Source organism: Lentzea alba, assembly GCF_011067745.1.
In the GTDB taxonomy this organism is placed as follows: Bacteria; Actinomycetota; Actinomycetes; order Mycobacteriales; family Pseudonocardiaceae; genus Lentzea; species Lentzea alba.
This window is the reverse complement of sequence record NZ_JAAMPJ010000003.1, coordinates 325,074-346,265: the sequence shown is the minus strand read 5'-3', so window position 1 is coordinate 346,265 and position 21,192 is coordinate 325,074. Positions and strand designations below refer to the sequence as shown.

Here is a 21,192-nt window from a genome sequence, read left to right as displayed (position 1 = left end):
ATGTCGGGGTGGTGGCTAGGGTGCACAGGCATGGATGCTGCCGATCTCGACTATCGGGCCCGGACCTTGTCCGGCTGTATTCCTCCGCTCCTGGTCTCCCGGCTTCTTGAGCTCGGCCACGGGGAAGAAGTGGAGTTCCAGGCAGGCCGTGGGGAATGGTTCTGTGCGCGTGAGTGGGCACGATTGCTCGGTGACCAAGGGCGGCAGGCCGAGGCGTTGGAAGTGATCGCTCCCTACGTCGCCACGGGCTGGTGGCCGGCCGCCCAGGCCCAGGCGGAACTACTGGAGAGCTGGGGGCGGGCAGAGGAGGCAATCGCGCTGGCCCGGCCGTCCGCAAAGGGAAGGCTCCCGCTGGAGTTTTTCGCGCGGCTGCTGGCCCGGCACGGACACCAGGACGAGGCGCTCGTGTTGCTGAGCGCCGGAATCGAGGACTGGTTCCTCGCCACTGCTCTGGTAGAGGTTTCCGAGGGGGCAGGCAGGGACGACGACATCGCCGCGCTGCTGGCCGCGCGGATCCCGGCCCAGCATCGATGCGACGGTCCCTGGTGCTGCCGCGGCCTCGACCCGGACACGGCAATCGGCCTGGTTGCCGCGATCCGCGAGCGCCAGGGCCGCATCGACGAAGCGATCGCCCTGCTGCACACCCGGCAGCACATCACCTCTGTGAACGACCACGACCAGTTGGCCGACCTGCTGGCGAGGCACAACCGGATCGAGGAACTGCGTGAGTACGCGGCGTCCGAGCACCTCGGGCACGCCGCGCAGCGCCTGGCCAAGGTGTTGGAGGAACGCGGTGACGTGGAAGGCGCGATCGCCGTGTACCGGCAGCGGGGCGACTCGCCGGCCCGTCAGTGTCACGGCTCGGTCCAACTGGCGCAGCTCCTGGCCAGGCATGGCCGGGGCGACGAGGCGATCGAAGTGATGCGCGTGCTCGCGGACTCTCCCGGTGGCGCGGAGGACTGGATCGTCGACACGCTGTGCACCCTGTACACCGACCACGGCCGCGCCCAGGACGGCCTGGCCTACCTCGACACCCTCAAGGCGCGCCGCGACGGCGAGGAGGAGTGGGACTTCTTCAGGATGCGGCTTCCGCTCATGGCCGGCTGCGGCCTGCTCGATGAAGCACTCGAGCAGGCGCGGGCGCACCCCGAGGGCAACACCTGGTACGCGGCCTGGATCATCTCCGACCTGCTCGCCGAGACCGGCCGGATCGAGGAGGCTGTCGCGGTCCTGGAGGCACACGCCCCCGCCAACAGTCGCTCTCTGGCAGGCCACCTCATCGACCTCGGCCGGATCAAGGACGCTGTGGCAGTCCTTCAGCAGCGCGAGTCCGAGCCGGTCGCGCCCGTCTGGACGGGCACTTTCTCCGCCGAACCCCCGTTCTGACACCGCCCTGCGGGCCACACCCGTCAGCGGGGACTGTCCTGTCCACTTGAACCTGTCGGAGGACCAGGCCGCCGAACTGCGATTGTCTCGACCAGCTGAAGTTTGCGGTGGTGCAGATCTGTGAGCTGCGGTCGGCGGCGAACTATTGGGCTCGTCAGGGGTCGAGTCGATCCCGCGCTGGTCGGGCTTGCGGTGGGCCGGCCCGCACCCCAAGCGGGCGATTGGCGAGGGAGATGATCTCCTGGCGCCCTGATTGATCACTGGGCAGTATGGGAAACGTGCCTGCCATTCCCGAGAGCTCCGCCGTCATCGCCGATGTGGCCGTGGAGAACGACTACGACGGCTTCGCCGAGGCGTACACGGCCGAGAACGAGACCAGCCTCCTCAACGCCTACTACGTCCGGCCCGCGATCGTGGACCTGGCTGGCGACGTGGCCGGTCGACGAATTCTCGACGCCGGCTGCGGTGCTGGTCCTGTGTCCGTGGCGCTACGTGATCGGGGAGCCGTCGTGAGCGGCTTCGACCGCAGCGCCAAGATGGTGGAGCTGGCCCGGCAGCGGCTCGGCGACGACGTGGACCTGCGGGTCGCCGACATAACGGGCCCGCTGCCGTACCCCGACGGCGCGTTCGACGACGCCGTCGCCGCTTTGGTGCTGCACTACCTGGAGGACTGGACCGCACCTCTGGCTGAGCTGCGGCGGGTGCTGAAGCCCGGTGGCCGGCTGATCGTGGTCGTCAACCACCCCATCCTCCTCAAGATGGTGCATCGCGAGACTGACTACTTCGCGACCACCAAGTGGTCCGACGAGTACGACTTCAACGGCCAGAAGGCCGTGCTCACCTACTGGCACCGGCCGCTGCACGCGATGACCGATGCCTTCACCGCAGCAGGCTTCCGCACCGCCGTCATCAGCGAGCCGCCTCCGGCGCCGGAAGCCCACGAACTCTTTCCCGACGAGATGGCGAGGTTCCCCTCCGGGGCCTTCCTGAGCTTCATGTTCTTCGTCCTGGAGGCCGCCTGACTACGGCGTGGCACATGGGTGGCCGCAAGGTCGCGGCATGCTTGCCCTGACCTTGAGGCTGCGTACAGGCGCTACAGGCCGTTGGCAAGGAACCAACGCGGTTGGTGAGAATGCGCCAACTTCAGGCAGAACGTGTGGCGGCCCGCAAACTAGCTCGGACGCCGTAGCAAGCACCGCAAACTTGCCCTGAACACCGCAATGTTCGGCTGGACAGGACAGCGATCCGCCAAGTGAGTGCGGACGTGGACAGGAGAAGTTGTCCGGACCTAGTTGGCGGATTCGGCTGGACCAGGAACCGCAGGAGCAGACGCGGTCCGGTGCCGCCGACCGGTAGGGCGGTGCAGCAGGCGCTCCGCCGCGATCTTGACCGCTCGTGAGCGAGCCGGGCTGCGCCACGGGGAACAGAGCGGTGGAGGTTCGGCGTGTTCTTGCAGCGTCCGCCGTCACATCAGAGGTTGTGAGTGGTGGTCGACGCCCGGCAGGGCTGCCGACCCTCGTACATCCCGTCCGGGCAGGTCCACGCCATCAACCCCGGAGCCGCTCAGGTCTACTTCCACGGGAGTCGCGACGTCCAGGACCTCCGCGTCCTCGACCGCGAACTGCAGGGTGAGCAGTACTCCGGACACGACATCTTCAGCGACACAGGACACTTCCTGACCGATCTGCCAGGCACGTCTTGTGGCGCCTTGATTACGCGCGGTATGGTCTAGACCTTCAACCGCCGCCGCGATGTACGCACGTTCACGCACATCAAGGCAAAGGACGTCACATGAAAATTGGACGCAGGGTTGCGGCTGCCATGGCCGGCGTTCTGGCTGCACCACTACTCGTCGTCGCCGTCCCGACCGGCACGGCGTTCGCACACGGCTACGTGTCCTCGCCCGCCAGCCGCCAGGCGCAATGTGCCAGCGGCGCGGTCAAGGAGTGCGGCGCCATCCAGTGGGAGCCGCAGTCGGTGGAGGGCCCGAAGGGCCTGCGCAGCTGCCACGCCAACCTTCAGCAGTTCTCCGTGCTCAGCAACGAAAGCAAGGGCTGGAAGGTCTCGAACGTCGGCCGCACGGCCACGTTCAACTGGACGTTCACCGCGCGCCACCGCACTCGTGACTACGAGTACTTCGTCGACGGCCGCAAGGTCGCGACGTTCAGCGGCAACAACCAGCAGCCGCCGGCCACCGTGCAGCACAAGGTCAACCTGGGATCCCCCGGACGCCACAAGGTGCTCGCCATCTGGAACATCGGCGACACCACGAACGCCTTCTACTCCTGCATCGACGTCAACGCGAGCTGATCATTGACCGCGTGAGGTCCCCTTCCGCTCACGCAGCAACTGCTCGACGTCGAACGGCATCAGGTTCAACGGCGGACCGGACAACGGTTTCCGCAGCGCGTCGAGGATCTTCGCGTTCATCTCCTCGATGATCGCGCGCGCCTCGGCGTCGGCCGGGGCCGCCAGAGCACGGGCCTTGGCGGTCTCGGCCTGCCTGCGCAACACCAGGGAAGGGGGCAACCCTGCAGTGCCCTCTTCCTCCCGCACCTTCCTCTTGATCCACCAGTCTTCCTCGAGCGGCTCACCCGCGCCGGGCAACGGTTTCCCGGCGCTCGGCAGGTCGTCGAACTCACCGCGTTCCTGGGCTTCGCGGATCTGCTTGTCGATCCACGACTCGAAGCCCATGCCGGGCGGCTTCCGTTGTGTCATGAGGAAAACCTCCTGGTCGCGGATTGCATCGCCTCCGTGAACGCGGGGCTGCCCTTGTGGCCGCTGTCGTCCACGAGGGTCAGCTCCGCGTCCGGCCACGCCTGCGCCAGCGCGTACGCCGTGTCGGCCGGGCAACTCAGGTCTCGCCGGCCGTGGATCAACGCGGCCGGGATGCCCGCGAGCTTGCCTGCGTCACGCAGCAGATCGTCGACGAAACCCAGGTTCGCATAGTAGTGCGCGATGATCCGCACGAGCGCGATCACGTCATCCGAAGCCCTGTCGCTGAACGGGCTCGGCCGGCCGTGGTCCTCCAGCGACAGCACGGTGTCCTCCCACCGGCACCACTCGACGGCGGCCCGCTCCCGCACCGCGCGGTCCGGGTTCTCCATCACCTCGGCGTACGCCCGCACGACGTCCGGCGCGTGGCCGACGTGCGCGCTGAAGCGCTCCCAGGCTTCCGGGAAGAACCGGGAAACGCCCTTGTAGAGCCAATCCAGCTCACGGGCAGAAGCGAGGGTGACCGACAACAGGATCATCTCGGAGACGCGCTGCGGATGACGCAACGCGTAGGCGACACCGAGCGTGACGCCCCAGGATCCGCCGCACACCAACCACTTCTCGATGCCGAGGTGCTCGCGGAGCTGTTCCATGTCGGCGATGAGGTGGTCGGTCGTGTTGACGCTCATGTCCACGGCCGGGTCGCTGGCGTTCGGCGTGCTCTTGCCGCACCCGCGCTGGTGGAAGATCACCACCCGGAACTTCTCGGTGTCGAGCGCCCTGCGCGCACCGTTCGCCGGAGCGCCGGGCCCGCCGTGGAGGAACACGGCAGGCTTGCCGTCCGGGTTCCCGACGACCTCCCAGTAGACCTGGTTGCCGTCGCCGACGTCGAGCATGCCGTGTTCGTAAGGCTCCATGATCTTCAATCTAGCTAAACGTCGAGCGGTTTCCAGGTCAGACCCGCGTCATCGGACCGGTAGACCTCGGCGAACTCCTGGCCGGGCCCGCCGCGCACCAGCGTGGCGTGCCGAGGGTCGGAGAACGCCAGGTCTTCGAACGGCGGCCCGCCCAAGGTGAACGGGGTGTCCCACTTCTCACCGGGACCGCGGTGCACGAACGACCAGTCCCGCCCGGTCGCGGCCACGAGCGCCGCCTCCGGCGACACCGCGAAGCCCGTGGTGATGCCCTCCCGCGGCGGCACGCTCACGGTCTCGAACGGGCCGCCCTCGGACTTGCGCAGCTCCTTCGTCATGTTCCCGAAACCGGGATCGAAGCTGCACAACGCGAAGCGGCTGGTGCCGACCGTGCCGAGCCGGGTGGCCGAGAACTCGGTGCACGGCGCGGGTTCTTCCATCCAGCCCGCCGGCGACCGCGTCCAGTACCGGTTGTCCACGCCGATCGTCGCCAGCGAGACCTGGCCCTCCGCGATGTCGCCGAACGCCTGGCCCTTCACCTCGATGCCCGGCACCGGCTGCCACGGGCTGGGTGACCACAGGTCGCGGTGGAACAACCGCGAGGACGTGCCGTCGTAGATCACCGCGAGGAACCCGGAGTGGTCGAACCCCAGCGCCCCCACGGTTCCCTTGATCCCGGACGGTTCCCAGCGGGTACCGCCGTTGCTGGTGACGAACAGCTGTTCGCCGTCGGTCACCATGCCGGCGGCGTCGTTCGCGAACTTCACCCGCAGCCGGTCGGTCTCCGGCACCGACAGCGCCGGGGTCTTCACCCGAGTCCACGACGCCCCGCCGTCGAGCGTGCGGACGAGCTGCGGGCATTTCGCGGTCTGGCACAGCATGTCGAGCCCGAGCACCCAGCCGCGATCAGCGGACACCCACGACGTCGACGCGGGCACCACCCCGGTCGCGGCGCGCGCGACGGAGGTGATGCCACCGGCTAACAGCAGTGAAACAGCAAGGACAGCAATGCGTTTCCCCCACATCGCCTTCTCCCCTCAAGAGGCTGATTCCCACTCAACACCTCTTGCCCGTGAAGCGGCAACCACCCAAAGCGCCACCAAAACGCCCGCGCCGCCGGTGAGGACGAAGGTCAGCTCGGGGCCGACGGCGTCCAACAGCAGACCACCGCCGACGTAGCCGATCGCCGCTGCCACACCGATTCCGCCGTAGAAGTTGCCGAAGACCCTGCCCACCCGGTCGGCCGGCGCCAGCCGCTGGATGAGCGTGCTGTGCGCGACGTCCATCGCCGCGATGCCGAGCCCGCGCACCGTCTGCACGGCGAACGCCGCCGCGACGCCCCAGGCGAAGCCGGTCAGGAGGTTGCCGGCACTGCTGACCACGAACCCCGTCACGAGCAACGCGACCATGCCGATCCGGGTGGCTCCCCTGGCGAGCAACGCGAACCCGGCCAGCAGACCGATGCCCACCGACGCAAGGAGAACTCCGGCCGCGCTGTCCGACGCGTGGAACGTCTCCTTGGACAGCTGGATGATCGCGACGTCGTCGATCGCGGTGCACGCGACGACTCCGCAGAAGCCGAGGAAGACGATCCGCAGCGCCCGCGCGTGCCAGATCGCGCCGAGCCCCTCTTTCACGTCCGCGAACACCGAACCACCCGGTTCCGCCGGCACGATCAGCTTCGGCAGCCGCAACAGCAACAGCGCCGACACACCGAACGACACCGCGTCCACCAGCAGCACGCCTCGGGTGCTCATGAACTGCAGGAGCCCGGCGGCGAGCAGCGGCCCGACGACGTCCGCGCTGTTGGATCCGAAGCCCAGCACCGTGTTCGCCTGCGGGAGGTCCTTCTCCGCGACCAGGCTCGGCACGGCGGCCCGTGACGCCGGGATGAAGATCTGCCCGATCATCGCGCGCACGCCGACCAGCACGAGCAGAACCGGCAACGGCGGCAACGTGAACGCGATGACCGCCAGCAGCGCGCACTGGGCGACCTCGCAGGCGATCATCACGGTGCGCCGGTCGAACCGGTCGCTGATGAGTCCGGTGACCGGGCTGAGCAACGACGGCGCGAAATCGCCGACCAGCAGCAACGCGGCCACCGCGATCGCTTTCCCCGCGACCGACTGCACGTGCAGCATCAGCGTGACCAGGCTGAGCGCGTCCCCCACAACGGAAACGACCCGTGCGGTGCTGAGCACGCGCAACGGGCCGTTCTCTTTCAGAAGCGTCAGCACACGGTCATCGTGCCAACACCTGTTCGAGCTGGTCAGCCAATTTGTTCATGATCTTGGCGTAGGACGAGTGGCTCAACGGCGCGACCGCGTTCCACTCGACGAACCGGTTGGCCTGCACGGCGGGCAACGCCTGGAAGACCGGGTGGCCCTCCTTCATCTTCTCCGGGTTGAGCACGTGCGCGCGCGTGTCCCACATGATCACGTGCTCTTTGTAGGTGCCGGAGTTCTCCCACGACAACGACTGGAAGTAGCCGCCGCCCTCGGTGTCGGGCTTGTCCGGCGTGAGCAGCGGCAGGCCGAGTTCCTCGGTGTACCAGTCGAGATCGGGGTTGCGGGCCGGCACCGCGACGTAGAACAGCTTCGGGTCCGCGCCGACGACCTGGATCTTCTGGTTCGCGGCCGTCATCTTCTTGCCGATGGCATTGAGTCGGTCGGCGGCCTTGGTGAACGCCTCCTCGTCGGCCTTCACCTGAGCGGACTCGGTGTCCGCGCCGAGCGACTTGGCGAGCTCGCGGAAGCGCTTGATCCCGTCCGGCAACCCGATCTTGGACTGGCCGATGCCGACGGTCGGGGCGACCTTGAGCACCTTCTCCTCGAACTCGGCGGTGAGGTGCCAGAGCCCGGTGACCTCCGGGTAGTAGCCCGCGACGACCAGGTCGGCGTTCAGCGCGGCGAACTTCTCGAAGTCGATCTCACCGTAGCCGGGGCCGGTGATGTCGGTGACCTGGCTCGGGTCGATGCTGCCGGCCTCGGGGTCGGTGCTGCCGTCCGGACGCTTCAGCGGGCCGAACGTGCCGACAACGTTGACACCGTAGTCCTTGAGCGCACCGGCGGCGGACACCTGGGCGACCACGCGTTCCGGCCGCTTGGGCGCGGTGACCTCCTTGCCGCGGTCGTCCTTGAACGACCACTGGCCACCCTGCTGCTCCGTGGGAGCGTTCCCGCTACACCCAGCCACCAGGCCGAGCAGCAGAACCGCGGCGACTGTCCTGCGCACCTGTCCACCTCCTGAGTTTAGGCTTACCTAACTTAGCAAGGCGCTTTACAAGATCCGCCACACCGGTAGGTTGGTGACCGTGCGGAACCAACTGACGACAGGGCGTCGTTTCGCCGTCGTCGTCGCACTGATGCTCATCGCGGTGTTCGTGCTCCACCCCGCCTGCCCGCCCGAGCCCGACCACCACGGCGCGCTCACGCCGGGCATCTCCGGGGAGTTCTGCCACCACGGCGACGCCCACCACCTGTCCGCCGCGGCGCCCGCCCAGGCCGCCGTGCAGGCAAGCGCGGCCTCGGTCGCCCTGCCGGACGCGGACGTCACGCCCGCCGCACGTCCTACCGCCACGGCGCGGTCGTGTCCGTGGCGCTCCCCGCAGTCCCGCTCCGGGCGAACACTGCTGCTCGACCTCGGCATTTCCCGGACGTAGGCCGACCTCTTCGCGTGCTGTGACAGGGCTTTCCGGTCCTGTCTCGCCGGCGCGCGCTCTCGCACCGGCCTGTGACCACTTCTTCCGAGGGACCCCCATGTCTGTTCCCGTGCTCGATCGCAACACGCCCGCGGGCATCGTCGGCAACACGCCCGTGCTGTGGATCGACGAACTCTCGCGCACGTCGTCGTCCGGCTTCTGGGCCAAGCTCGAAAGCGCCAACCCCGGCGGTGGCATGAAGGATCGCGCCGCCCTGCACATGATCGGCCGCGCACTCGAACGCGGTGATCTTCTTCCCACCGGTCACGTCGTCGAGTCGACCAGCGGCACGCTCGGCCTCGGGCTGGCGCTCGCCGGGGTCGTGCACGGCGTTCCCGTCACGCTGGTGACCGATCCGGGCCTCGAGCCGATCATCCGGCGGATGCTGCGCGCCTACGGCGCCACCGTGGACGTCGTCGACAGCCCGCATCCGACCGGAGGCTGGCAGGAGGCACGCCGCGAGCGCGTGGCGACGCTGCTGTCGGGGCTGCCCGGCGCGTACTGTCCCGACCAGTACAACAACCCGGACAACGTGGCCGGGTACGCGCCTCTCGCGCACGAGCTCGCCGCGCAGCTCGGGCACGTCGACGTGCTGGTGTGCGCGGTAGGCACCGGCGGTCACTCCGCCGGGGTGGCTTCGGCGTTGCGCCCGCACTTCCCGTCGTTGCGGCTGGTCGGGGTCGACACGATCGGCTCGACGATCTTCGGTCAACCGGCGCGGACCCGGCTGATGCGCGGGCTCGGGTCGAGCATCTTCCCGCGCAACGTCGACTACCCGGCGTTCGACCAGGTGCACTGGGTGAATCCCGGCGAGGCCGTGTGGGCGTGCCGGACGCTCGCCTCGCGGCACTACGCGAGCGGCGGCTGGAGTGTCGGCGCGGTCGCTCTGGTGGCGTCCTGGCTGGCGCGGACCTCCCCGGACGGCACGCGGATCGCCGCGGTGTTCCCGGACGGGCCACAGCGGTATTTCGACACGGTGTTCAGCGACGAGTACTGCGCCTCGCACGGCTTGCTGGACGTTGTCCCGGCTTCGGATCCGCTGGAGATCTCTTCGTTGGGAGAGCGCGAAGTGCTGTCGTGGAGCATGTGCCGGTCCGTGGTGGACCCGCTGGCGGTGACGGCGTGATCACGCAGTTCCGTTCGTTCGACCGCAGCGTGCGGTTGTTGCTGCTCAACCAGTTCAGCATCAACGTGGGCTTCTACATGTTGATGCCGTACCTCGCCTCGCACCTCTCGGTGACGCTGGCGTTGGCGGGGTGGGCCGTCGGACTTGTCCTGGGCGTGCGGAACTTCGCGCAGCAGGGCATGTTCCTGATCGGCGGCACCTTGGCGGATCGCTTGGGGTACAAGCCGTTGATCGTGGCGGGCTGCGCGTTGCGGACCGGTGGGTTCGCGTTGCTCGGGCTGGTGGACGGGTTGCCGGCGCTGGTGATCGCGTCGGCCGCGACCGGGTTCGCCGGGGCCTTGTTCAACCCCGCCGTGCGCGCCTACGTGGCCGCCGATGCCGGTCCGCGGCGGGTCGAGGCCTTCGCGTTGTTCAACGTCTTCTACCAGACCGGGATCCTGGTGGGACCGTTGGCCGGGCTCGCGCTGACCGCGGTGGACTTCCGGCTGACGTGCCTGGTCGCGGCTCTCGTGTTCCTCCTGCTGACGGTGTTGCAGTGGCGATCGCTGCCGGCGCGGGCGGGGTCGGCGTCGGGGAACTCGGTGCTGGCCGACTGGCGGGTCGTCGCCGGCAACCGGCGGTTCGTGCTGTTCGCGCTGGCGATGACCGGGTCCTACGTGCTGTCGTTCCAGGTCTACCTGGCGCTGCCGCTGGCTTCGGGGTCGACCGTGCTGACCGCGGTGTTGTTCGCCGTGTCGGGCGTGCTGGCGGTGCTCGGCCAGATGCGCGTGACCGCGTGGGCACGAGCGCGCTTCGGGCCGGACCGGTCGTTGACGGTGGGCGTGCTGATCCTCGGGCTGGCGTTCCTGCCCGCGGTCTTCGGCGGCTGGGCCGGACTGCTCGGGTGCGCGGCGGTGCTCGCGCTGGGGACGATGGTGGTGTTCCCGTTCGAGATGGACAAGATCGTCTCGCTGTCGGGTGACCGGCTCGTGGCCACGCACTACGGCCTCTACAACACGATCGTGGGCGTCGGGATCCTGCTCGGGAACCTGCTCACCGGAATCGCGTTCGACGCCGCTGCGCGCGCGGCTGTGCCATGGATGCCCTGGCTCGCTCTCACGGCCGTGGGGCTCGGGTGTGCGTGGGCGTTGCGGAAGTCGGCGTCCCGTGTCGATTCGGAGCTCGCCGGTTCGACGAGGTAGCAGAGACAGGTTTTCGGATCGGAGGACGCCATGATCGCCACGCTCATCGCCACGCTGGTCGAGGAAGACCACGCCGAGGACAACGGCGCACTGGCGCCCGACGACCGCCTGACCTGTCACGTGCACGGGAGGTGGATCCACCAGTGCGTGGCCTCCCCCGTGCACGTCAACCCGGTCACGCGACACCGCTGGTGCCGCGGCTGCGACGCCGAACTGGGCGTGGTGGTCGACGAGCTCTCCGGTGATGTCGCGATGCGCTGCCCCCGCTGTGGGCGCGGGGGCAGCGCCGCCACCGCCCGCCTGATCGCCGCGTGCCGTGCCTCGATCGTGGCGAACCGAGCTGCCTAGGGCGGTTTGGGTGATTCATCGCATTGCTACCGCTCTGCGACGCCCCGCAGCTGAACCCTTTGCCCTGTTCGGCCGTACGCCTCCTCAGAAGTTGTTTCCGACTCTGAGGAGGCCGCGTGCCCGGCCGCGCTGCAAGGACCACCGCCCTGGCTGCCGTGATCGCCGCGACGGTGGTGTCGATGCCCTCGGCGCACGCCCAGCCCGCCGACGACGCGCTGAAGACCTACACCGACCTGACGCGGGAAGCCGAGAAGCTCAGCCAGGACCACCTCAAGGCCCAGAGCGACCTGTCCAGGGCGAACGCCGTCGTGGTCGCCGCCACCGAGGCGGAGAAGAAGGCGCTGGCCGAGTCCGAGCAGTACCGCGGCCAGGTCGACCTGCTGACCACGGCGTCGTTCGAGGGCGCCCGGCTCACCAACCTGTCGGCGTTCCTGACGTCGACCTCCCAGCAGGACTTCCTGGAACGGATGCAGGCGATGAACATCATCGCCAGCGACCAGAACGCCGCGGTGGAACGCATGAACGCCACGCTGACCGCGGCGCAGAAGGCCCGCACCGACGCCACCACCGCCGCGTCGCTGGCGGAGAAGTTCGCGACGGACGTCTCCACCCGCAAGGTCGCCATGGACCAGCAGGTGACGGCCGCGCGCACCAAGTACCAGTCGCTGACCGCGCCGCAGCAGAAGACCTTGGCCGCCACCGGCCCCAAGGTCTCCGCGCCGGTGCCGGCGGGCGCGGCCGGGGTGGCGCTGAACTTCGCGCTGGGCGAGCAGGGCAAGCCGTACGTGTTCGGCTCGAACGGCCCCGGCTCGTGGGACTGCTCGTCGTTGATGCAGGCCGCCTACCGGGCGGCCGGGGTGTCCATCCCCCGCGTCACCTACGACCAGGCGAAGGTCGGCCGAGGGGTCGGTCGCGGCGAGGTCGCACCGGGTGACCTGATCATTTACTACTCGGGACAGTCGCATGTGGCCATGGCCGTCGACGGCACCCGTGCGGTGCACGCGTCCACTGAAGGCGTGCCGGTGAAAGTCGCCAACATCGACTCGATCGGACCCATTTCGGTGATTCGCCGGGTTGTCGGGTGACGCTTGTCTCCCACCCCGCGATAAACCGATGTAGGCGTCTGTGAGAGCGTGCTGATCGGTGAACTGTTGAGGACCCGGCGGTGGACGAACACAAGGTCGTTCCGTAACCTGTCCGAGACCTTCGGCCCAGCAGTTAACCCACTCGGGGCACACGCCAAGGTTGCCGCCTCACGCGCAGTAGTTCTCGCGGGGCGGCTGCCAGGACAAAGGAGGACCCGCGACGTGGTGTCGCAACCCTCACGCCGCACCGTGCGTGGAGCACTCGTGGCGACGGCAGCGGTCGTCGCGGCAGCACTCCCCACGGCACCGGCCACCGCACAGCCTTCTGCCGCGGACGCGCTCAAGAAGTACAACGAGCTGTCCGAGCAGGCTTCCAAGCTCAACCAGGACCACCTGAAGGCCCAGGGCGACCTCGCGGCCAAGCAGGGCGAACTGGACAAGGCCAAGGGCGACCTCGCCGTCGCCCAGAAGGCCGAGGAGTCCCTCCGCGGTCAGGTCGACCTCCTCACCGAGGCCACCAACTCCGGCGCGCGCTTCAGCCAGATCTCGGCGCTGCTCGTGAGCGACTCGCAGCAGGACTTCCTCAACCGCATGTCGGCCATCAACATCCTGGCGGCGGACAACGCGGAGGCCCTGCAGAAGCTGCAGGACGCGGTCAACGCCGCGGACAACGCGACGAAGACGGCCAACGAGGCCACCGAGGTGTCCAAGAAGCTGCTCGCCGAGATCGATGCCAAGAAGGCCGAACTCGACAAGCAGCTCGCCGACGCGAAGGCGCAGTACAACTCGCTGAGCGCGTCCGTCCGCAAGCAGCTGGCGAACTCCGGCGACATGTCGAACATCTCGGTGCCGGCGGGCACCGCGGGCAAGGCGCTCGAGTTCGCTCTGGCGCAGCGCGGCAAGGACTACGTCTACGGCTCCAACGGCCCGGACACGTGGGACTGCTCGTCGCTGATCCAGAAGGCGTACGCCTACGCGGGCGTCTCCATCGGCCGCACCAGCTACGCCCAGGCGGCCGCCGGTCGCCAGGTCAGCGTCAGTGAGATCAAGGCCGGCGACATCATCGTCTACTACTCCAGCCAGTCCCACGTGGCCATGGCGGTGGACGGCATCCGCGCGGTGCACGCGTCGACCGAGGGGGTGCCGGTGAAGATCGCCGACATCCAGTCGATCGGCCCGATCAGCGTCGTGCGGCGCATCGAGGGCTGACGAGCTCTTCGCAGAACGCTTTTCGCAAGGTTTCGCAGAACGGGCCGGATCCCACACCGTTGTGGGGTCCGGCCCGTTTCGCGCCCCGCAGGGAGCGCTGAGTCAGGTGACCTGGCCGTTCTGGCTGGGGTCACCCTCCTGCTCCTGGCGAGCGATGGCGAACGCCGGGTTGCCCTCGGCGTCCTGACGCACGTCGAGGACCTTGTCCTCCAGGTACTGGGCCGCGGCCGGCTCCATGATGACCTTGGCACCCGCGGGCGCCGCCACCACCTCGTCGCCGTCGACGGCTTCGGCCAGCGACAGCTCCAGGGCGGCCTGGCTGTTGTGGTCGGCGGCCACGGCGAAACGCAGGCCGACGTCGTCCGTGGTGCCCTCGGACTGTGACGTCAGCTCGTTGATGACCTCGGCAGCCATCGGCGTCACTTCGAGCATGTCGGCCCCTTCAGCAGGAAACAAGAAACTCGTTCGGTGTTCCCTGCCCGCGCCGGCTTCAACCACCGTTCACCGAAGTCGCCGACAAATAACGCTCTGACCAGCACGTTCGCTGCGCACGCGACCGCACGCCGCGCACACCCGCCATACCAGGGCCAGCTCGGCCACCAGCCACCACGAGTCGGCGAACCCTCGCCGGCGCCGCTCGCAGACATGAGGGCCGGCAGAGTCCTCGCAGAGGCCACCAGAACCAGGAGCAGGTGGTCACGCCACCCGGTGCGCCGGGCGCGACACCTCGCTCCGCACGTGACCGCACTGCGAGCACACCCGCTGCACCGGGACCAGTTCGGCCACCAGCCGCCACGAGTCGGCGAACGACGGCGCCTCCTGTCCCGGCACCAGCAGGCTGTCCAGCACCTCCTGCCGGCGGCGGCCCTTCTCGCGGCTGCGCTCCACCGGGTCGCGGCGGTGGGCCAGGGCGCGCGACTCCGCCCGCGCGCGTTCGCCTTCCGTGGTCAGCGCGCTGCGGGAGCGCGGGGCGTGCAGGGCGGCGTTGCGGCGGTTCACGCGGAACCACTCGCCCAGCGACATGCCGGCTAACGGCGGGCGGGCGAGGCGCGCGCCGTCCGCGGTCCACACCATCAGCCGTGCGCGCAGGAACTCGTGCGCCACCTGGGCACGTGAGCGCGGGCGGCCCTGACGCGTGCCGTCCGGGCGGGTGTCGACGGCCACCAGCAGCGCGTCGACGCTCCAACCAGCCTTGAACCACGGTTCGAGCAGGCGGCGCACCCAGCGACGGTCGGCGTCCGGCCACGAGGCGCGCGTGCACAGCGACTCGACGGCGATGTCCACGTCGGCGTCGGTGGAAGGCACCACGCGGCCCGGCCAGCGACTGGGATCGATCTGCATCTGGACCTACCTCCTATAGCACGCACACGAACACCTGTTCGACATGGTGCCACGGAGGTCTGACAAAAACTGAACACTTGCCCTCTGAGCAGGCAAAACATCACGCCACGAGCACTGCCGCACCGGTCACGCGGCCCGCGCGGAGGTCCGCCAGGGCCAGGTTCGCCGAGGCGAGCGGGTACGGCTGGACGGCGACCGACAGCCGGTGCGAGGCGCAGAACGACAGGAACTCGGCGGCGTCGGCCCGCGTGTTCGCCGTGACCGACCGGACCACCCGCTCCTGGAAGAGGTGCCGCGAGTAGTTCAGGACGGGCACGTCGGACAGGTGGATCCCGGCGATCGCCAGCGTGCCGCCCCGGTCCAGCGCCTCCAACGCGGGCGGCACCAACGTCCCGACCGGCGCGAACAGCACCGCCGAGTCCACCGGCACCGGCGGCGCGTCAGCCGAAACCGAGGCCGCCCCCAAGGACATGGCCAACGCGCGCGCCGACGAAGACCGGGTGACGACGTGCACCTCGTACCCGCGGGCAACGGCGACCTGCGCTGCCAAATGCGCGGACCCGCCGAATCCGTAAATGCCGAGCCGCCCACCGTCAGGCACCGAGGCGAGCTTCAACGCCCGATAGCCGATGATCCCCGCGCACAACAACGGCGCCAACGCTTCGGACGAATACCCGGAAGGCAGCCTCAAAGCGTAAGCAGCAGGAACAACGGCATAAGACGCGTAACCGCCGTCAGCGTCCCACCCGGTGTAGAGCGACGCCGGACAAAGGTTCTCCGCACCGCGCAAACAGAACCGGCAGGCTCCGCACGTGTGCCGCAACCAGGCGATCCCGACCCGTTCCCCGACGACGAACCCGGGAGCGGCGACCACGACCTCACCCACGACCTGATGCCCCGGCACGACCGACAAGCGGTGCACGGGCAGATCCCCGTCCACGACGTGCAGATCCGTCCGGCACACCCCGCAGGCGAGCACCCGCACCAGCAGCTCCCCCGGCGCGGGTGACGCCACCGGCACGTCGGACAACCTCAGCGGCGTGGTCTGCCACGAAAGCACGATCCCCAGGTTAGCCTGCGGAAATGGACCACCACGAGCCCCACGACGAGGTCACCGGCGATCGGATGAACTGGCTGCGCGCGGGCGTTCTGGGCGCGAACGACGGCATCGTCTCGACCGCCAGCCTCGTGGTGGGCGTCGCCGGTGCCACCACCGACAAGGCTCAGATCCTCGTGGCGGGCCTCGCCGGCCTGTTCGCGGGCGCGATGTCCATGGCCAGCGGCGAGTACGTCTCGGTCAGCAGCCAGCGCGACGCCGAACGCGCTCTCCTCGCCAAGGAACGCCAGGAGCTGAAGGACACGCCCGAGGAGGAGCTCGAGGAGCTCACCGAGATCTACGAGAACAAAGGCCTCGACGCGGACACCGCCGAACAGGTCGCCAGACAGCTCACCGAGCACGACGCCCTGGCCGCGCACGCCGACGCCGAGCTGCACATCGACCCGGACGAGCTCACCAACCCGTGGGGCGCCGCGATCGCGAGCTTCCTCTCGTTCACCATCGGCGCTCTGCTCCCCCTCGCCGCGATCGTGCTGACCCCGACCAGCCTCCGCGTACCCGTCACAGTCCTTGCCGCCGTCCTCACCCTCGCCCTGACCGGCTTCATCAGCGCGAGGCTCAGCGGCGCGGGCAAACGGCGCGCGATCGTCCGCAACGTCGCGGGCGGACTGATCGCCATGGGAGTCACCTACGCCATCGGCTCGCTCGTCGGCCAAAGCATCGGATAGGACCGAACTGGGTATTGCCACGGGCATGAGCGAAGAACGTGGCGCGTACATCCCCGAGGACACCGACAGCTTCGAGGCCCTCGACGAGGACAACATCAAGCACGACCCGCTGGAGACCGAGCCGGAGGAAGGCTGGGCGGAGTCCGACAAGTACGGGATGACCGAGTACGAGCAGGCCCACCCGCGGCCGCTGGACGAACGCCTCAAAGAAGAACGCAGCGATGTCGGCGAGACGGGTGCATGATCGAACCATGAGCCTCGGCATCCCGGAGAAGATCACGGCGTTGCTGTTCGACCTCGACGGTGTGCTCACCAGCACCGCGGTCCTGCACCGCAAGGCGTGGAAGCAGACGTTCGAGAGCATGGGTCAGCCGTTCAGCGAGCAGGACTATCTCGCTTACGTGGACGGCAAACCGCGCTACGACGGCGTGCGCAGCTTCCTCACCTCACGCGGTCTCACGCCGCCGGAGGACGAGATCCGCCGCATCGGCGACCAGAAGAACGACCTGGTCAACCAGATCATCGACGAGGAGGGCATCACGCCCTACCCCGGTTCCGTCCGCTACCTCCAGGCCGCCCGCGCGGCCGGCGTGCCGATCGGCGTCGTCACGTCGTCGGCCAACGCCATGCGCGTGCTGCGCGCGGGCAACCTGCTGGACTACGTCGACGCACTGGTGGACGGCAACGTCATCACCGCGTCGAACCTGCACGGCAAACCGGCGCCGGACTCGTTCGTGGAAGGCGCCAGAAGGCTCAAGACGCCACCGGAGCACGCCGCGGTCTACGAGGACGCGCTCGCGGGCGTCAAAGCGGGCCACGACGGCGGTTTCGGGTTCGTCGTCGGGGTGGATCGCGGCCACCAGGCGGAAGCGCTCAAGACCAATGGCGCCGACGTGGTCGTGAACGAGCTCGACGAGCTCCTGTCATGAGCTACACGATCGAACCGTGGCAGCTGCGCTGGCAGGGCCTCGCGGTGGACCAGCTGCACCGGACCGAGTCGACGTTCGCCCTGTCCAACGGCCACATCGGGTTCCGCGGCACGCTCGACGAGGGCGAACCGCGCGGCCTGCCGGGCACGTACCTCAACGGGTTCTACGAACAGCACCAGCTGCCGTACGGGGAGGCGGGCTACGGCTATCCCGAGGCCGGTCAGACCGTCGTCAACGTCACCGACGGCAAGATCATCCGGTTGCTGGTCGAGGACGAGCCGCTGGACATGCGCTACGGCAACGCGATCGAGCACGAACGAACGCTCGACTTCCGCTCCGGCACGTTGCGCCGCCGCACGGTCTGGGAGTCGCCGACCGGCCGTCGCGTGATCGTCCGCAGCGAGCGGCTGGTGTCGTTCACCCAACGCGCGGTCGCCGCCATCCGCTACGAGGTCGAGCCAATGGACGACCTGCAGCTCGTCGTCCAGTCCGACCTGCTCGCGAACGAGCCGACCGTCCACCGCACCAACGATCCCCGCGTCGCCGCGGCACTGGACGCCCCGCTGGTCAACGAGTTCATGATGGCGGAGAAGTCGCGGGCCGTGCTGTGCCACCACACCAAGGCGTCCGGTCTGCGCATGGCCGCCGCGATGGACCACGAGATCGAGGTCGTCGGCCCCGAACACGACCGGTACAACGACCTCCGCACGGAGATCCGCGCCGAGGCCGACCTGGCCCGGTTCACCGCGGCCGTCGACGTCCGGGCGGGCAGCTGCCTCAAGCTCACCAAGTACCTCGGCTACGGCTGGTCCGGAAAGCGTTCCACCCCAGCACTTCGCGCCCAGGTCGAGGCCGCGCTCGCCGGTGCCTGCCAGACCGGCTGGGAGGGGCTGCTCCAGGAGCAGCGGGACTTCCTCGACGACTTCTGGCAGGTCGCCGACATCGAGATCGAGGGCGACGACGAGCTGCAGCAGGCGATCAGGTTCGCCCTGTTCCACATCCTGCAGGCCGGGGCCCGCGGCGAGACCCGGGCCATTCCCGGCAAAGGTCTCACCGGCCCCGGTTACGACGGGCACGCGTTCTGGGACACCGAGATGTTCGTGCTGCCGGTGCTCACCTACACGCTGCCGGACGCGGCCCGCGACGCGCTGCGGTGGCGTCACTCCACATTGGACAAAGCCCGCGACCGCGCGAAGGTGCTGGGGCTCAAGGGTGCCGCGTTCCCGTGGCGTTCGATCAACGGCGCCGAATGCAGTGCGTACTGGCCGGCGGGCACGGCCGCGTTCCACGTCTCGGGCGACGTCGCCTACGCCACCCAGCAGTACCTCAACGCCACCAACGACGAGTGCTTCGACCGTGACGAGGCCACCGAGATCCTCGTGGAGACCGCACGGTTGTGGGCCTCGCTCGGCCACCACGACCGGCACGACGGGTTCCGCATCGACGGCGTCACCGGCCCGGACGAGTACTCGGCGATCGTGGACAACAACGTCTACACCAACCTGATCGCCCAGCAGAACCTGCGCGCCGCCGCCGACGCCGCGGAACGGCACCCGGACAAGGCGAACGCTTCAGCGGAAGAGATCGCGACGTGGCGCAGGGCCGCCGACGAGATGGCGATCCCGTACGACGAGATGCTGCAGGTGCATCCGCAGGCGGACAACTTCACCAAGCACGCGGAGTGGGACTTCGAGAACACACCGGAGGAGAAGTACCCGCTGCTGCTGCACTTCCCGTACTTCGACCTGTATCGCCGTCAGGTCATCAAGCAGGCGGACCTCGTGCTCGCGATGCACGTGCGCGGTGACGTGTTCACGCCGGAGGAGAAGGCCCGCAACTTCGCCTACTACGAGGCGCGGACCGTGCGTGACTCGTCGTTGTCGGCGGGCACGCAGGCGGTGCTGGCGGCCGAGGTCGGACACCTGGACCTCGCGTTCGACTACCTGATCGAGGCCGTCTACACCGACCTGCACGACCTGCACAGCAACGTGGACAACGGCCTGCACATGGCGTCGCTCGCGGGAGCGTGGATGGCGCTCGTCGCCGGGTTCGGCGGCATGCGCGACCACGGCGGCGAACTGACCTTCGCGCCACGGCTGCCGGCCGCGCTGACCCGGTTCTCGTTCCGGATGGCGTTCCAGGGCACGAGAATCGCGATCGACGTGTGCGAGACCGAGGCCACCTACCGGATCGTGGACGGTACCGAGCTCAGGACGAAGCACCACGGCGAGCCGATCACGATCACGGTGGACCAGCCCGTGACCATGCCCATCCCGAAGGCTCCCGAGCTCGAACGGCCGAAGTCGCCGTCCGGCCGGGAGCCGCGCAGGCACTGACTCAGAGCCGGGAGACCTGGTAGTGCGCTATCAGGTCTCCCCGCACGAGCACGCTCAGGTGGACGTTGATCACCGTTCCGTCGGGACGCGTGAAATCGACGTTCACATGACCGAGCGTCAAATCATCAGCGAACTCGCGGGTTTCGAGAATCTTGTACTCGGCTCTCAACCCGATCGGCTGGGAATCGTAGTAGGCGGCGATCGCCGCTCGCCCGACCCCGTACGGCTTGAGCCCCTGGAAAATCGCGTCCTCGGTGAAGTTCGACGCCACGCGCCGCGGATCGTGCGCGTCCACGGCGTCCTTCCACCGGTCCAGCACCTTCTCGACGCTCATGTCAGTGCCCCGCGCTCTGGCCGCCGTCGACGTGCAGGATCTCGCCCGTGACGAAGCCGGCCTGTTCCAGGAAGGTGATCGCGTCCACGACCTCGTCGATCTCACCGATGCGGCCGACCGGGTGCAGTCCGGCCAGCGCGTCGTGGGTCTCCGGGGCGTGCATCGGCGTGCGGACGATGCCGAGCGCGACCGTGTTGAAGCGGATGTTCCGCGCCGCGTACTCGATCGCCAGCGACTTCGTGACGGCGTTCAGACCGCCCTTGGTCAGCACCGCGAGCGCCGCCGGGACCGCCGACAACGCGTGGTCGACGAGGCTCGTGGACACGTTCACCACGTGCCCGCCGGTGGTGTCCATCGCCGCGACGGCGGCGCGGGTGATGTCGAAGAAGCCGACCAGGTTCGTGCCGGTGACGGCGGCGAAGTCCTCGTCGGTGTACTCGGTGAACGGCTTGGCGACGAAGATGCCCGCGTTGTTGACGAGGCTGTCGACCCGGCCGAACCGGGCCAGCGTCTCCTCGACGACCCGCGCGCCCTCACCGGGCTTCGAGAGATCAGCGCGGATCGTGAGCACCTCGGGGTCGTTCGAGGAATCGATGGAGCGGGAGACCGCCACCACCGAATAGCCGAGCTTGCGATAGGCCGGGACGAGTGCCGCACCGATTCCCTGCGACGCACCCGTCACGATGGCGACCTTGCTGCTCATTTCCAACTCGCTTTCGAAGGAGAAGTAGTGGAACTGACAGCCACAACGGCCCGCACCCGCGAGTTCATTTCGCGGAATTGCGACCCGTTTCCTCCTTCGT

Annotated in this window: 24 protein-coding genes; 13 read left to right on the top strand and 11 right to left on the bottom strand. The window is 68.6% G+C overall.

The window, feature by feature from the left end; translation table 11 throughout:
* Positions 1-30: 30 nt before the first annotated feature.
* Both G7043_RS14040 and G7043_RS14035 read left to right on the top strand, forming a co-directional pair.
* The gene (locus G7043_RS14040; protein WP_166046045.1) at positions 31-1,386 is read left to right on the top strand and encodes a tetratricopeptide repeat protein; all 1,356 of its coding nucleotides are present in this window, start codon (positions 31-33) and stop codon (positions 1,384-1,386) included.
* A 278-nt stretch (positions 1,387-1,664) separates the two neighbouring features.
* A complete protein-coding gene (locus G7043_RS14035; RefSeq protein WP_313887865.1) occupies positions 1,665-2,408 on the top strand; it encodes a class I SAM-dependent methyltransferase in 744 nt (247 codons plus the stop codon).
* Positions 2,409-2,851: 443 nt separating this feature from the next.
* Here the strand turns inward: G7043_RS14035 and G7043_RS14030 are convergent, their stop codons facing one another.
* Entirely contained in the window at positions 2,852-3,034 is a 183-nt protein-coding gene (locus G7043_RS14030) for a hypothetical protein (protein WP_166046043.1), read from the bottom strand.
* Between the two features lie 143 nt (positions 3,035-3,177).
* Here G7043_RS14030 and G7043_RS14025 point away from each other — a divergent pair, with 143 nt between their 5' ends.
* On the top strand, positions 3,178-3,696 hold the full coding sequence (locus G7043_RS14025) for a lytic polysaccharide monooxygenase auxiliary activity family 9 protein (RefSeq protein WP_166046042.1): 519 nt from the start codon (positions 3,178-3,180) through the stop codon (positions 3,694-3,696).
* On the opposite strand, the gene G7043_RS14020 is transcribed toward G7043_RS14025, so the two are convergent.
* The 5 genes from G7043_RS14020 to G7043_RS14000 are packed head-to-tail and all read right to left on the bottom strand — an operon-like array spanning position 3,697 to position 8,249.
* On the bottom strand, positions 3,697-4,104 hold the full coding sequence (locus G7043_RS14020) for a DnaJ family domain-containing protein (protein WP_166046041.1): 408 nt from the start codon (positions 4,102-4,104) through the stop codon (positions 3,697-3,699).
* Positions 4,101-5,018: a prolyl aminopeptidase gene (gene pip, locus G7043_RS14015; RefSeq protein WP_166046040.1), complete on the bottom strand. Its 918-nt coding sequence runs from the start codon at positions 5,016-5,018 to the stop codon at positions 4,101-4,103. The genes G7043_RS14020 and pip overlap by 4 nt, the downstream gene beginning before the upstream one ends.
* Before the next feature lie 14 nt (positions 5,019-5,032).
* Positions 5,033-6,040 (bottom strand): hypothetical protein, encoded by a 1,008-nt coding sequence (locus G7043_RS14010; RefSeq protein ID WP_166046039.1) that lies wholly within the window; start codon positions 6,038-6,040, stop codon positions 5,033-5,035.
* A gap of 12 nt (positions 6,041-6,052) precedes the next feature.
* Positions 6,053-7,252, bottom strand: a complete 1,200-nt coding sequence (locus G7043_RS14005; RefSeq protein WP_207311137.1) for an MFS transporter — start codon at positions 7,250-7,252, stop codon at positions 6,053-6,055.
* Positions 7,253-7,256: 4 nt separating this feature from the next.
* Complete coding sequence (locus tag G7043_RS14000) at positions 7,257-8,249, bottom strand: ABC transporter substrate-binding protein (protein WP_166046038.1); 993 nt, start codon at positions 8,247-8,249, stop codon at positions 7,257-7,259.
* Positions 8,250-8,328: 79 nt separating this feature from the next.
* Here G7043_RS14000 and G7043_RS13995 point away from each other — a divergent pair, with 79 nt between their 5' ends.
* From G7043_RS13995 to G7043_RS13970, 6 genes are all read left to right on the top strand, one after another.
* Positions 8,329-8,676, top strand: a complete 348-nt coding sequence (locus G7043_RS13995) for a hypothetical protein (RefSeq protein ID WP_166046037.1) — start codon at positions 8,329-8,331, stop codon at positions 8,674-8,676.
* 97 nt (positions 8,677-8,773) lie between these two features.
* On the top strand, positions 8,774-9,841 hold the full coding sequence (locus G7043_RS13990; RefSeq protein ID WP_166046036.1) for a PLP-dependent cysteine synthase family protein: 1,068 nt from the start codon (positions 8,774-8,776) through the stop codon (positions 9,839-9,841).
* Positions 9,838-11,022, top strand: coding sequence for an MFS transporter (locus G7043_RS13985; protein WP_313887864.1), 1,185 nt, complete (start codon positions 9,838-9,840; stop codon positions 11,020-11,022). Before G7043_RS13990 ends, G7043_RS13985 begins: the two co-directional genes overlap by 4 nt.
* 30 nt (positions 11,023-11,052) lie before the next feature.
* A complete protein-coding gene (locus G7043_RS13980) occupies positions 11,053-11,370 on the top strand; it encodes a hypothetical protein (protein ID WP_166046035.1) in 318 nt (105 codons plus the stop codon).
* 116 nt (positions 11,371-11,486) lie between these two features.
* Positions 11,487-12,455: a C40 family peptidase gene (locus tag G7043_RS13975; protein WP_313887863.1), complete on the top strand. Its 969-nt coding sequence runs from the start codon at positions 11,487-11,489 to the stop codon at positions 12,453-12,455.
* A gap of 264 nt (positions 12,456-12,719) precedes the next feature.
* Positions 12,720-13,664 (top strand): C40 family peptidase, encoded by a 945-nt coding sequence (locus G7043_RS13970; protein WP_313887862.1) that lies wholly within the window; start codon positions 12,720-12,722, stop codon positions 13,662-13,664.
* A 102-nt stretch (positions 13,665-13,766) separates the two neighbouring features.
* Here G7043_RS13970 and G7043_RS13965 read toward each other — a convergent pair whose 3' ends face one another.
* From G7043_RS13965 to G7043_RS13955, 3 genes are all read right to left on the bottom strand, one after another.
* The gene (locus G7043_RS13965) at positions 13,767-14,096 is read right to left on the bottom strand and encodes an iron-sulfur cluster biosynthesis protein (protein WP_166046033.1); all 330 of its coding nucleotides are present in this window, start codon (positions 14,094-14,096) and stop codon (positions 13,767-13,769) included.
* 264 nt (positions 14,097-14,360) lie between these two features.
* The gene (locus tag G7043_RS13960) at positions 14,361-15,005 is read right to left on the bottom strand and encodes a hypothetical protein (protein WP_166046032.1); all 645 of its coding nucleotides are present in this window, start codon (positions 15,003-15,005) and stop codon (positions 14,361-14,363) included.
* Between the two features lie 100 nt (positions 15,006-15,105).
* Positions 15,106-16,065 carry a zinc-binding alcohol dehydrogenase family protein gene (locus tag G7043_RS13955; protein WP_313887861.1) on the bottom strand — a complete coding sequence of 320 codons (960 nt, stop codon included), beginning with the start codon at positions 16,063-16,065 and terminating at the stop codon, positions 15,106-15,108.
* Between the two features lie 23 nt (positions 16,066-16,088).
* On the opposite strand from G7043_RS13955, the gene G7043_RS13950 reads away from it, so the two are divergent.
* From G7043_RS13950 to G7043_RS13935, 4 genes are read left to right on the top strand one after another with little or no spacing between them, the layout of a single operon-like run.
* On the top strand, positions 16,089-16,790 hold the full coding sequence (locus tag G7043_RS13950; RefSeq protein WP_166046031.1) for a VIT1/CCC1 transporter family protein: 702 nt from the start codon (positions 16,089-16,091) through the stop codon (positions 16,788-16,790).
* A 25-nt stretch (positions 16,791-16,815) separates the two neighbouring features.
* Positions 16,816-17,034 carry a hypothetical protein gene (locus G7043_RS13945; RefSeq protein WP_166046030.1) on the top strand — a complete coding sequence of 73 codons (219 nt, stop codon included), beginning with the start codon at positions 16,816-16,818 and terminating at the stop codon, positions 17,032-17,034.
* Between the two features lie 7 nt (positions 17,035-17,041).
* Positions 17,042-17,719: an HAD family hydrolase gene (locus tag G7043_RS13940; protein WP_166046029.1), complete on the top strand. Its 678-nt coding sequence runs from the start codon at positions 17,042-17,044 to the stop codon at positions 17,717-17,719.
* Positions 17,716-20,055: a glycoside hydrolase family 65 protein gene (locus tag G7043_RS13935; protein WP_166046028.1), complete on the top strand. Its 2,340-nt coding sequence runs from the start codon at positions 17,716-17,718 to the stop codon at positions 20,053-20,055. Before G7043_RS13940 ends, G7043_RS13935 begins: the two co-directional genes overlap by 4 nt.
* A 1-nt stretch (position 20,056) precedes the next feature.
* On the opposite strand, the gene G7043_RS13930 is transcribed toward G7043_RS13935, so the two are convergent.
* Positions 20,057-20,389: an SgcJ/EcaC family oxidoreductase gene (locus tag G7043_RS13930; protein ID WP_166046027.1), complete on the bottom strand. Its 333-nt coding sequence runs from the start codon at positions 20,387-20,389 to the stop codon at positions 20,057-20,059.
* Between the two features lies 1 nt (position 20,390).
* Positions 20,391-21,092 carry an SDR family NAD(P)-dependent oxidoreductase gene (locus tag G7043_RS13925; protein ID WP_166046026.1) on the bottom strand — a complete coding sequence of 234 codons (702 nt, stop codon included), beginning with the start codon at positions 21,090-21,092 and terminating at the stop codon, positions 20,391-20,393.
* Between the last annotated feature and the right edge of the window lie 100 nt (positions 21,093-21,192).

Bases quoted from the DNA above. Each gene is read 5' to 3' on its own strand.
- G7043_RS14040 (WP_166046045.1), top strand. From the start codon at position 31: ATGGATGCTGCCGATCTCGACTATCGGGCCCGGACCTTGTCCGGCTGT.
- G7043_RS14025 (WP_166046042.1), top strand. From the start codon at position 3,178: ATGAAAATTGGACGCAGGGTTGCGGCTGCCATGGCCGGCGTTCTGGCT.
- G7043_RS14020 (WP_166046041.1), bottom strand. From the start codon at position 4,104: ATGACACAACGGAAGCCGCCCGGCATGGGCTTCGAGTCGTGGATCGAC.
- pip (WP_166046040.1), bottom strand. From the start codon at position 5,018: ATGGAGCCTTACGAACACGGCATGCTCGACGTCGGCGACGGCAACCAG.
- G7043_RS14010 (WP_166046039.1), bottom strand. From the start codon at position 6,040: ATGTGGGGGAAACGCATTGCTGTCCTTGCTGTTTCACTGCTGTTAGCC.
- G7043_RS13990 (WP_166046036.1), top strand. From the start codon at position 8,774: ATGTCTGTTCCCGTGCTCGATCGCAACACGCCCGCGGGCATCGTCGGC.
- G7043_RS13980 (WP_166046035.1), top strand. From the start codon at position 11,053: ATGATCGCCACGCTCATCGCCACGCTGGTCGAGGAAGACCACGCCGAG.
- G7043_RS13965 (WP_166046033.1), bottom strand. From the start codon at position 14,096: ATGCTCGAAGTGACGCCGATGGCTGCCGAGGTCATCAACGAGCTGACG.
- G7043_RS13960 (WP_166046032.1), bottom strand. From the start codon at position 15,005: ATGCAGATCGATCCCAGTCGCTGGCCGGGCCGCGTGGTGCCTTCCACC.
- G7043_RS13950 (WP_166046031.1), top strand. From the start codon at position 16,089: ATGGACCACCACGAGCCCCACGACGAGGTCACCGGCGATCGGATGAAC.
- G7043_RS13945 (WP_166046030.1), top strand. From the start codon at position 16,816: ATGAGCGAAGAACGTGGCGCGTACATCCCCGAGGACACCGACAGCTTC.
- G7043_RS13940 (WP_166046029.1), top strand. From the start codon at position 17,042: ATGAGCCTCGGCATCCCGGAGAAGATCACGGCGTTGCTGTTCGACCTC.
- G7043_RS13935 (WP_166046028.1), top strand. From the start codon at position 17,716: ATGAGCTACACGATCGAACCGTGGCAGCTGCGCTGGCAGGGCCTCGCG.
- G7043_RS13930 (WP_166046027.1), bottom strand. From the start codon at position 20,389: ATGAGCGTCGAGAAGGTGCTGGACCGGTGGAAGGACGCCGTGGACGCG.
- G7043_RS13925 (WP_166046026.1), bottom strand. From the start codon at position 21,092: ATGAGCAGCAAGGTCGCCATCGTGACGGGTGCGTCGCAGGGAATCGGT.